Annotated in this window: 10 protein-coding genes, 1 rRNA gene and 1 other annotated feature; of the genes, 7 read left to right on the forward strand and 4 right to left on the reverse strand. The window is 49.8% G+C overall.

Going from position 1 to position 11,050, the window contains the following annotated elements:
* The first annotated feature begins 20 nt into the window (after positions 1-20).
* A complete protein-coding gene (gene tyrA / locus L4D79_RS29550; RefSeq protein WP_428657330.1) occupies positions 21-1,160 on the forward strand; it encodes a bifunctional chorismate mutase/prephenate dehydrogenase in 1,140 nt (379 codons plus the stop codon).
* Between the two features lie 229 nt (positions 1,161-1,389).
* On the opposite strand, the gene pheA is transcribed toward tyrA, so the two are convergent.
* Together pheA and hpf are read right to left on the reverse strand one after the other, a co-directional pair.
* Positions 1,390-2,571 (reverse strand): prephenate dehydratase, encoded by a 1,182-nt coding sequence (gene pheA, locus L4D79_RS29555; RefSeq protein WP_428657332.1) that lies wholly within the window; start codon positions 2,569-2,571, stop codon positions 1,390-1,392.
* Positions 2,572-2,592: 21 nt separating this feature from the next.
* Positions 2,593-2,714: a sequence feature (Phe leader region), on the reverse strand.
* Positions 2,715-2,839: 125 nt separating this feature from the next.
* Positions 2,840-3,193, reverse strand: a complete 354-nt coding sequence (hpf, locus tag L4D79_RS29560) for a ribosome hibernation-promoting factor, HPF/YfiA family (protein WP_428657334.1) — start codon at positions 3,191-3,193, stop codon at positions 2,840-2,842.
* 69 nt (positions 3,194-3,262) lie between these two features.
* On the opposite strand from hpf, the gene L4D79_RS29565 reads away from it, so the two are divergent.
* Positions 3,263-3,457, forward strand: coding sequence for a hypothetical protein (locus L4D79_RS29565; protein ID WP_428657336.1), 195 nt, complete (start codon positions 3,263-3,265; stop codon positions 3,455-3,457).
* A gap of 103 nt (positions 3,458-3,560) precedes the next feature.
* On the opposite strand, the gene bamD is transcribed toward L4D79_RS29565, so the two are convergent.
* Positions 3,561-4,286 carry an outer membrane protein assembly factor BamD gene (gene bamD, locus L4D79_RS29570; protein WP_428657338.1) on the reverse strand — a complete coding sequence of 242 codons (726 nt, stop codon included), beginning with the start codon at positions 4,284-4,286 and terminating at the stop codon, positions 3,561-3,563.
* A 139-nt stretch (positions 4,287-4,425) separates the two neighbouring features.
* Between bamD and rluD the strand changes: the two genes are divergently transcribed.
* A complete protein-coding gene (gene rluD, locus L4D79_RS29575) occupies positions 4,426-5,400 on the forward strand; it encodes a 23S rRNA pseudouridine(1911/1915/1917) synthase RluD (protein ID WP_428657340.1) in 975 nt (324 codons plus the stop codon).
* Between the two features lies 1 nt (position 5,401).
* Positions 5,402-6,127 carry a peptidoglycan editing factor PgeF gene (pgeF, locus tag L4D79_RS29580; RefSeq protein ID WP_428657342.1) on the forward strand — a complete coding sequence of 242 codons (726 nt, stop codon included), beginning with the start codon at positions 5,402-5,404 and terminating at the stop codon, positions 6,125-6,127.
* A 63-nt stretch (positions 6,128-6,190) separates the two neighbouring features.
* Here pgeF and L4D79_RS29585 read toward each other — a convergent pair whose 3' ends face one another.
* Entirely contained in the window at positions 6,191-6,565 is a 375-nt protein-coding gene (locus tag L4D79_RS29585) for a hypothetical protein (protein ID WP_428657344.1), read from the reverse strand.
* Positions 6,566-6,799: 234 nt separating this feature from the next.
* On the opposite strand from L4D79_RS29585, the gene clpB reads away from it, so the two are divergent.
* The 3 genes from clpB to L4D79_RS29600 form a co-directional block, all read left to right on the forward strand.
* Positions 6,800-9,373, forward strand: coding sequence for an ATP-dependent chaperone ClpB (gene clpB / locus L4D79_RS29590; RefSeq protein WP_428657346.1), 2,574 nt, complete (start codon positions 6,800-6,802; stop codon positions 9,371-9,373).
* 194 nt (positions 9,374-9,567) lie between these two features.
* A complete protein-coding gene (locus tag L4D79_RS29595) occupies positions 9,568-10,227 on the forward strand; it encodes a tellurite resistance TerB family protein (RefSeq protein WP_428657348.1) in 660 nt (219 codons plus the stop codon).
* 354 nt (positions 10,228-10,581) lie between these two features.
* Positions 10,582-11,050: ribosomal RNA gene (locus L4D79_RS29600) — 16S ribosomal RNA — on the forward strand; the annotation flags it as partial.

Here is an 11,050-nt window from a genome sequence, read left to right on the forward strand (position 1 = left end):
CATAAAGCAGAGAGCCATAGATGGTTGCTGAACTGAGCAAACTAAGAGATCAGATTGATGATGTCGACCGCCAGATGGTAGAGCTGCTTGCTCGCCGTCTGTCACTGGTCGAAGAGGTCGGCCATGTGAAAAGCCAGCATGGTCTGCCGATTTATGCCCCTGATCGTGAAGCCGCTATGCTGGCTTCGCGACGCCAGGAGGCTGAAAGTAAAGGGGTACCGCCGGATCTCATCGAAGATATTTTGCGCCGTACCATGCGTGAGTCTTACGCCAGTGAAAATGATTCCGGCTTTAAGTGCCTCAAGCCGGAGCTGCGTCCTATTGTCGTCGTGGGCGGTCATGGTCAGCTAGGTGGTTTGTTCTGCCGCTTGTTTGAACTGTCGGGCTACCAGGTTCGTAAACTGGGCAGCCAAGATTGGGAGCGGGCGGATGAGTTGCTGGCAGATGCCGGTATGGTGGTGGTGTCGGTACCGATCAATATTACCGAAGCTATCATTGCCAAACTGGGTAACCTGCCGGAAGACTGTATCCTTGCTGACTTGACCTCGGTGAAGAGCGGTCCGTTGCAGGCAATGTTGGAAGTACACCATGGCCCAGTTGTCGGCTTGCACCCGATGTTTGGCCCTGACATTGCCAGCTTGGCCAAACAGGTGGTTGCCTACTGCGATGGCCGTAATCCAGAAAGCTATCAGTGGCTGTTGGAGCAGATCCAGATCTGGGGTGCGACCCTTAACCGGATCAGTGCGATTGAGCACGATGAAGGAATGACCTTGATCCAGGCGCTGCGCCACTTTACGTCTTTTGCGTATGGGGTTCATCTTGCCGAGGAAGATCCGAAGCTTGAGCAGCTGATGTCACTCAGCTCGCCAATCTACCGGTTGGAGCTGGCAATGGTAGGGCGTCTGTTTGCGCAGGATGCCCAGCTGTATGCCGATATCATTATGTCGTCGCCGCAGAACATCGCAATGATCAAACGCTTCCACCAACGCTTTGGTGAAGCCATTGCGATGCTGGATAACCAAGACAAAGAGACGTTCAAGCAGGCCTTTGGCCGGGTTGAAAATTGGTTTGGTGAGTATGCCCAGCATTTTTTAACCGAGAGCCAGGGACTACTTAGACAGGCGAACGACTCGACTCACCGTACCTCATCAGGGCGCTAAGCAAAGCACCTTTGACTAGATGAACAAAGCCCACGCACTTCGCAGTGCGTGGGCTTTTTGGTTTTCGCTGGAGAGGCATGTAGCGAGATGAGATTTCCAAAAACGCATAAAGACATCCATGTCGCTCCAAACCTGGAACGCCAGCCCGGACCGTCCTTGGCGGTTAGGTTTTGGAACTCTATCTAGCAACAGGCCACTAAACAATAGAGTAACCTGTTGAGCTAAATGATCAGATCAAATCACCAGTCTCAGGGTCAACCGGCTTGACGTTCTCGCTCGGGTAGCAGCCCAGTACCTTGATAAAGCGGGTCAGGCGGGTCAGCTCTTCCAACGCTTCCTGCATCACGTCTGATTTCAGATTTTCCTCGACATCAACGTAGAACATCTCTTCCCACGGGTTGCCGATCACCGGACGCGATTCCAGCTTGGTCATGTTGATATTGAGGTTACGCAGTACCAGCAGGCACTCGACCAGCGAACCGGCTTTTTGCGCGGTAGACATAGTCAGGGTGGTCTTGGCTGGGATCAGCGAGGTCACTTCCACGGGCTTGCGCGCGACGACGATAAAGCGGGTGTAGTTTTCCTGCTGGTTGGCAATATTGGATTTGAGCGGGGTCAGCCCGTACAGCTCGCCGCTTGAGGCATTGCCGATAGCCGCGACGTTGGGCAATTGCAGCTCAGCCACTTTCTTCATCGCTTCTGCCGTGCTTGAGCAGTACTCTTGGGTAATATTGCCCATTGAGTGGAGATACTCGCTGCACTGCTGATGTGGCTGCGGGTGGGAATAGAGAGTATCAATGTCTTCAAGCTTGGTATCAGCCGCCGCTAGCAAGCAGTGCTCGATAGGTTGGTTGATCTCACCGACAATCGACAGGCTAGTGTGCTGAAGCAGATCATAGACTTCGTTGATCGACCCTGAACTGGTGTTTTCGATAGGCAGGACACCGTAGTCGGCATTACCAATTTCCACCGTGTGCAGGACATCGCGAAAAGTCGAACAGCCGATCTCAACCAGCTTTGTTTGCTTTTTACTGAAATAGCTGCGGCTGGCAAGGTTCGAGTAGGAGCCCTTAGCACCAAGGAAAGAGACGCGTGCGACAGGTTGCAAGCTCTCAGGGTTGGCGATTTTTTGCAGGAAGGCCTGCTGGAACAAGACGGAGTCTTCGATGATGGTATGGAAGATCTGGGTGACGTACTGGGCATCCAGTTGTAAGGATTGGCCTGTTTCGATTAATCGCAGCAATAGTGCTTGTTCACGGGTTTGATCTCGCACTGGCTTGGCGGTTTGGATTTTGCTTTTGGCCACTTCCAAGCTCAATTGGCGGCGCTCGGCGAGCAGCTTCAGGATTTCATTATCGATACGGCTGACGTTAATTCTGATTTCGTCCAGCGAATACTGCGGTTCTGTCATTGTCGCTCCCTGTCTTATTCATACAAAAAAGCCTCCTGGTTAGGAGGCTGTCTGTTCGTCTTTAGCTTGTTTCTTGCGCAACGAATAGCCCCCATTAAGGTGACATAAAAAAGAAGCTAAAGAAAAACAGTGTGGTTATTTGCATAAATAATGAATGTTATGGTTTTGGGTTAGTTATGGCTCAACATTATTCAGCCTTGCAAGTCTTGTCAAGCAGAAACTAAACAGCCCTGCTAGGCAGGGCTGTTTATCAAATCCTCTTGAATAATTATGCTTCTTCTTCGGCTTCAGTTTCTGCTTCTTCAATTTGCGGCTTGTTGCTGTGACTTGCACGGCGTGCCGTTGGCTTGTGAGCTTGTTTGTTCAGCTGACGTTCCAGTTTTTGGTATACCTCAGTAATGGCACCGTACATATCGTCATGCTCTGCTGAGGCGACTAGTTGACCTCCAGGAATAGCAGCAGATGCTTCAACTTTAAATTGGCGGTTTGGCTCAGTGCTGATCACAGCGTGCTTACTGATAAGTGGAACCTGATACTTTTCTAACTTCTTGAATTTAAACTCAATACGCTCACGGATAGCAGGGGTGATATCTAGGTTTTTGCCGGTAATGTCTACAGTCATAATTATCTTTCCTCTTTTGCTACCCTTCGTTGGGTTGAATTCAGATTACTAAATTCAGGAATCAATAATGTGATCAAGATCACGATTGCGTTGTTAAAATATTGTCCAGAAAAATTCTGTGATCATGCTTTGTTTGTTGCAAAAAAGTTTGAAGAAAGTGCTTGTAGAAAACCAGAAACTTGGGGCAGTATGAGGGAAGAACGAACGCTGGTGGCTGGTGCTATTCAGGGGCCTTTTTCGATTTATAACAAAGGCTTGGGTTAAATTTAACCAGTCTTGTAGCCAGTGGCCATCAAGGCAAATTATTCAGATTAAAAAAAACAGCAGCCCAAGGGCTGCTGTTTTTTTATGGCTGAACGCCAACCGATTAGGTTGGATTGAGTGCGATCAGCTTACGGGTGTTTTCCAATGGCTCACTCAAGCCAAGTTTTTCGTAAGCGCTTTCCATGATCAGCAAGGATTTGCGAGCGGCCTCGGTATTCGGGTATTCGCGCTGAATGAGCTGGGAGCGGTTGACCGCGGCGACCCATGCTTCACGGCGTAAGTAGAAGTCGGCAGCAGCCAGCTCGTAATCGGCCAGGCGGTTCTTCAAAAAGACCATACGTGCCTGGGCATCCGCAGCATAACGACTGTTCGGATAGCGATCTAGCAGGCGTTTGAAGTCACGGAAGGCTTTACGAGCAGGCTCAGGATCGCGATCGTGGCGATCTATGCTGAACAAGTCATGCATAAAGCTGCGATCTTGCGCCATGCTAGTCAGGCCGCGCATATACAGCACCCAGTCGGCTTTTTCATGGGCTGGGTTTAGGCGATTAAAGCGATCGATGGTTGCTTCACCGAGCGCCAGATCATCATTTTTGTAGTAAGCATAGATAAGATCCAGCTGAACTTGTTCAGAGTAGGCACCGAACGGGTAACGGGAATCCAATGTTTCCAATCGTTCGATGGCAGTGGTCCAGCTCCCGCCTTGCAGGGCCTGCTGGGCGGTGGCGTAAAGTTCAGATGGCGGTACGTCCGGTACCACTTCTTCCGTGCTTGAACAGCCTGAAAGTATGGCGACGGCAAGAAGAGACGATAGAGTCAGGCGTTTCATTGCGGCGACTGTTTCCTTGATAAAAATTTTATTTCGGTGGATCCATTACGGTCTGAGCCGTTAACAGATACAATGACACTATTATGTTATTTTACGCAGCGTTTGACGTTTAGTCCCACGCTTTTTAAAAAAGTTCGCTATGGCACAGCAGATAGAGTTAACAAATACAGTAAAAGATAGCCAACTTGGCTTGCGCCTCGATCAGGTTATCGCTGAATTACACCCCGATTATTCCCGCTCACGGATCAAAGAGTGGATCCTTAATGGTATGGTTTCTGTCGATGGGGAAGTCACGACAAAACCACGTTTGAAAATGATGGGCGGTGAAGAGCTGTCGATCAAAGCGGAAATCGAAGACGAAGTCCGCTGGGTGGCTCAGGATATCCCATTAGATATCGTACACGAAGACGAGCATATTATCGTCATCAACAAGCCGCGTGGCTTTGTGGTACACCCAGGTGCTGGTACGCCGGATGGTACGGTACTCAATGCGCTGCTTCACCACTGCCCGTCTTTGGCTGAAGTACCGCGTGCCGGTATCGTCCACCGTCTGGATAAAGACACCACTGGTCTGATGGTGGTGGCAAAAACGATTCAGGCGCAGACTCGACTGGTTCGCGCGCTACAGAAACGCCGCATCACCCGTGAATATGAAGCGATTGCAATGGGTAAGATGACGGGTGGTGGTACGGTTGAAAAGCCTATCGGCCGTCATCCGACCAAACGTATCTGTATGGCTGTCAGTGAATTTGGCAAACCGGCGATCACTCGTTTCCGCGTGGCTGAGCATTTCCGCGAGCATACTCGTATTATCTTGCGCCTGGAAACCGGTCGTACCCACCAGATCCGTGTGCACATGTCTTACTTAAGCCATCCACTGATTGGTGATGCGATTTATGGTGGCCGTCCTCGTCCGCCGAAAAATGCATCCGATGAGCTAGTACAGGCTCTGCGTGCATTTGATCGTCAGGCCCTGCATGCACGAATGCTTCGCCTTGCGCACCCGATCACGGGTGAACTAATGGAATGGCGTGCGCCGCTTCCAATCGACATGGTGGCGATGATCAGTATCCTGCGTAAGGATAAAGACGCGAACCAAGAAGAAGAGTACTAATATGTGGATCGTCCCTGACTGGCCAGCGCCGGCTAATGTGAAAGCCATTGCGACCACTCGTGAAGGTGGTAACAGCATTGGGCCTTACCAAGGCTTGAACCTCGGTAACCACGTTGGGGATGAACCAGAGGTTGTGCGGCAAAACCGCCAATGGCTACAGCACCAACTTGGATTGACTACAGTGCCAGTATGGCTGAACCAAACGCATAGCATTGATGTTATTAGTATTGAACAAGCTCAATCAAAAGCAATCGATGCTGACGGTAGTTATACCGCAAAACCGCTATTGCCTTGTGTGGTAATGACAGCAGATTGTTTGCCGGTGATCCTTTGTGACCGACAAGGTACACAAGTTGCTGCTGTACATGCTGGTTGGCGTGGCTTGGTTGATGGCATTATTGAACAGGCTGTCGCTAAGTTTTCTGTTCCTGGCTCTGAGCTTATGGCTTGGCTCGGTCCGGCCATTGGCCCACAGGCGTTTGAGGTTGGTGGGGAAGTGCGTGAGCAGTTTCTCGCCCATGATCCTGCAGCGGTAGAAGCTTTTCAGCCTTATGGTGAAAAGTGGTTGGCTGATTTGTACCAACTGGCACGCCAACGTCTTGCTAGTGTGTCTGTTGATAATGTTTCTGGTGGGGATTGTTGTACCTATTCCGAAGCCGAGCGGTTCTACTCGTATCGCCGCGATGGGGTAACAGGCCGTCAGGCAACCTTGATTTGGCTGGAATAACCAATTTAACATACTCTTCTAAAGCCCTGCTAATGCAGGGCTTTTTGTTATCTGGTTGTATCTTTACTGGATTAGGGTGATTTTCGTGGGGGTCGCGGGTGATAGCTCTACCACTTGGGCACCGTATGGTACATTGTAAACCTCATACCCATTGCCGACGGCACGGTAGAAGCGTTGGTTAACGCTATCGTGTAGCAAAACAATACCCTTATAGCTGACCGTTTTGAGCATGGCATTATTGATAATGATGATGTTGTTATTGTTGTTTGGTACAGCGTTACGGCGGTTATCGATACGGGCTTCAGTTCGGGCTTCAATACGAGCTTCTTGTCTTACTTCCTGCCGAGTCTCTTGAATATCACGTTGGGCCAATACCGTGGATGGGGCTACTAAAGTCGCGAGGGCGATTACACAAGTTAAAAGGTGTTGCTTGGTCATGAGAGCTTCCTCTTTATGGTATGACGTACCGTTTAATGGTATTCCATTCGGTAACAAGGATCAATAAAGGGTGTGGTATACGATAAAACTCGGAAGTTTATCCTATATACACTCAACGGAATGTATTGAAGTAACGAGAGAAATCGTCGATAAGGCGATCAGCAGAGGAATATTTGGCTTGAAAAACGAGAGCTAGGCCACCATATCTTATGGTGAGAGAAGATAGGAGGACTTATGCGTCTTGACCGTTTTACTAGCAAATTCCAGATGGCAATCTCTGATGCTCAATCGCTAGCATTGGGGCGAGACCATCAGTATATAGAGCCCGCCCACTTGATGGTGGCACTACTGAACCAGGATGGCAGTACCATCCGTCCATTGCTCACCTTGCTGAACGTCGACATTGCTCAGTTGCGTTCGGGCTTATCCGAGCTATTGGAGCGACTACCAAAGGTCAGCGGTATCGGCGGTGATGTGCAGCTGTCCCATGGCATGGGCATGTTGTTCAACATGTGCGATAAGTTGGCTCAGAAGCGCAAAGACAAATATATCTCGTCTGAATTATTTATTCTGGCGGCGGCGGACGACAAAGGGCCGCTCGGTCAGTTATTGAAAGACAAAGGGCTGACCGCCGAAAAAATAGAGCAAGCGATCGAAAAAGTCCGCGGTGGCCAGAATGTCGATGATCCCAATGCCGAGGAAAATCGACAGGCATTGGAAAAATTCACCATCGATCTGACCGAGCGTGCCGAGCAGGGCAAGTTGGACCCTGTTATTGGCCGCGATGACGAAATTCGCCGTACCATTCAAGTGTTGCAGCGCCGTACCAAGAACAACCCTGTGATCATCGGGGAGCCAGGTGTGGGTAAGACAGCGATTGTTGAAGGGTTGGCACAGCGCATCATTAATGGCGAGGTCCCAGAGGGATTGCGTCACAAACGTGTCCTTTCCTTGGATATGGGCGCGTTGATCGCCGGTGCCAAATACCGCGGTGAATTCGAAGAGCGCCTGAAATCGGTACTTAACGAGCTATCACAAGAAGAAGGCAGCATCATCCTGTTTATTGATGAGCTGCATACCATGGTTGGTGCCGGTAAGGGTGAAGGTTCAATGGATGCCGGCAACATGCTAAAACCGGCACTGGCTCGCGGTGAGCTGCATTGTGTTGGTGCAACCACCCTCAATGAGTACCGCCAATATATTGAAAAAGATGCCGCGCTTGAACGCCGGTTCCAGAAAGTGCTGGTGGATGAGCCGACGGTAGAAGATACGGTGGCTATTCTGCGTGGTTTGAAAGAGCGTTACGAGCTTCACCACCATGTGGAAATTACCGACCCGGCTATTGTTGCCGCGGCGGGGCTGTCACATCGTTACATCTCGGATAGACAACTGCCGGATAAGGCGATCGACTTGATTGATGAAGCCGCCTCCAGTATTCGCATGCAGATAGATTCTAAGCCGGAATCTCTCGATCGGCTGGAGCGGCGTATTATTCAGCTCAAGATTGAACAGCAGGCGCTGGAAAAAGAGAGTGACGATGCCAGCCAGAAGCGCTTGAGCGATCTGCGTGATGAGCTGGATAAAAAAGAGCGTGACTACGCCGAATTAGAAGAAGTTTGGAATGCCGAGAAAGCGGCCTTGTCCGGCACTCAGCATATCAAGGCGGCGCTTGAACAAGCACGCACAGATATGGAAATTGCTCGCCGTGCGGGTGATCTCAACCGGATGTCGGAGCTGCAATACGGCAAGATCCCTGAGTTGGAAAAACAACTCGACTTGGCTGCCCAGGCGGAAATGCAGGAAATGACCCTGCTGAGAAACAAAGTGACCGACGCGGAAATCGCGGAAGTACTCTCTCGCCAAACGGGGATCCCGGTAGCCAAAATGCTGGAAGGAGAGCGCGACAAGCTACTTCGCATGGAAGAAGCATTGCACAAGCGAGTAATCGGGCAGGATGAAGCGGTCGATGCGGTGGCGAATGCGATTCGTCGTAGCCGTGCTGGGCTGTCTGATCCAAACCGTCCCATTGGCTCTTTTCTATTTCTCGGTCCAACTGGGGTGGGTAAAACTGAGCTGTGTAAATCTCTGGCACACTTTATGTTTGATAGCGACGACGCCATGGTGCGGATCGATATGTCAGAGTTTATGGAGAAGCACTCGGTTGCTCGGCTAGTGGGGGCACCTCCGGGCTATGTTGGCTACGAAGAAGGGGGCTACCTGACAGAAGCGGTTCGCCGTCGTCCATATTCGGTGATATTGCTGGATGAAGTAGAAAAAGCGCACCCTGATGTGTTCAATATTTTGCTACAGGTGCTGGATGATGGGCGATTGACCGACGGCCAAGGCCGGACGGTGGATTTCCGTAACTGCGTGGTGATCATGACTTCCAACCTCGGTTCAGACCGGATCCAAGAGCACTTTGGTGAGTTGGACTACGAGGGAATGAAACAGACGGTAATGGACGTGGTTGGTCAGCATTTCCGTCCAGAGTTCATCAACCGCGTGGATGAAACCGTGGTGTTCCACCCGCTAGGTGCTGAACATATCAAGAATATTGCCAGTATCCAGATCGCCCGTTTGGTGAAAAGGCTTGAAGAGCGTGATTATCAGCTAGAACTGGATAGCAGTGCGTTGGATCTGATTGCGGAAGCTGGGTTTGATCCTGTATTCGGTGCACGTCCGTTGAAGCGTGCAATCCAGCAATATATAGAAAACCCGTTGGCGCAAGACATTCTGTCAGGCAAGTTTGTTACGGGTAAGCCTATAAAAGTCGTCGCTGCAGACGGCCATATTGAAGCCAAACAGTAAACAAGCTTATCTAAAGCCAAAGCCCTCCTTAATTTAAGGGGGGCTTTTTTACATTCCTTTACCGTTGCATTCATTTCAAATTCATCTCCATCTATCTACTCTACGTAATGTCGCAATGACATTTTCCCTGACATTGAGTCTCAACCTCTTTTCACACTCTTTTATCAGAGTCTTTATTGGATGTCGGAGGATGCATGAAAACCATGATGGATAAATTGCTGGGTGAAGCGAGTAAATATCTTGATAAGGGAAAGGAACAAACAGGTAGACAAGCGGGTTCGTCGAGCGACTTGCTAAAAGGTGCGTTGGGCGGTGGGGTCGTTGGGGCGCTACTGGGTAATAAGAAAACACGCAAATTAGCCAAAAAGTATGGGACTAAAGCTGCCGCTGTTGGTGGAACGGCATTGGTCGGTACATTGGCTTATCAGGCGTATAAAAAGTGGCAGCAAGATGATGAAGCGGCACCGAACTTAACGTCAGTCTCTGAGCCTGTATTTCAACAGCAACTGGATGATAAAGCCGGTTTACTGCTTCAAGCAATGGTATTTGCGGCTAAAGCTGATGGACATATTGATGAGCAGGAACGTGCAGCAATCGCCAAGTGGGTCGCGGGACAGCAATTAGATCTTGATAGTGAAGCGGCAATTTTGCGTTGGGTTGATGCCCCGCTTGATCCAAATGCCCTGAGCCAGCAAGTTGATAATATGGCATTGGCCTCTGAAGTGTATTTAGTGTCTCTCCTGACGGTAGATGTTGACCACTTTTTGGAGCGCGCTTACTTGGATGAGTTGGCCAAAGCACTGTCACTACCCGATGAATTGGTGACTCGGATAGAAGAACAAGCAGAGGTGTAGGGCGTATAACAGGCTAGAACGGCTTGTTGTGTTTAATAATTAACCACTCGATTCGGTTTGGCGAAATAATTTAATTTAGGGTGTTGCCAAACCTAACTAAGTCTCTATAATGCGCCTCCGTTGTCACGATAAAGCACTGATTCAGAGCCGTTGTGACAATCATTGTTCTTTAACAATTTGACCATGCAATCTGTGTGGGCACTCGTGAAATGATAGTCAACAAAAGAATTATCAATGAAACTGAGTGACCAATACAATTTAAGTTTACTGCTTCGGTAGTGAAAGTAAGTTGGCACAGTCAATTCAATCATTACTTCGGTAGTGATTTAACAGTATTTCATTGAGCCAAAACTTTAATTGAAGAGTTTGATCATGGCTCAGATTGAACGCTGGCGGCAGGCCTAACACATGCAAGTCGAGCGGCAGCGACAACATTGAACCTTCGGGGGATTTGTTGGGCGGCGAGCGGCGGACGGGTGAGTAATGCCTGGGAATATGCCCTGATGTGGGGGATAACCATTGGAAACGATGGCTAATACCGCATAATCTCTTCGGAGCAAAGAGGGGGACCTTCGGGCCTCTCGCGTCAGGATTAGCCCAGGTGAGATTAGCTTGTTGGTGAGGTAAGAGCTCACCAAGGCGACGATCTCTAGCTGGTCTGAGAGGATGATCAGCCACACTGGAACTGAGACACGGTCCAGACTCCTACGGGAGGCAGCAGTGGGGAATATTGCACAATGGGGGAAACCCTGATGCAGCCATGCCGCGTGTGTGAAGAAGGCCTTCGGGTTGTAAAGCACTTTCAGTTGTGAGGAAGGCGTAT

The sequence above is a fragment of the Photobacterium satsumensis genome (assembly GCF_050336935.1).
In the GTDB taxonomy this organism is placed as follows: domain Bacteria; phylum Pseudomonadota; class Gammaproteobacteria; order Enterobacterales; family Vibrionaceae; genus Photobacterium; species Photobacterium satsumensis.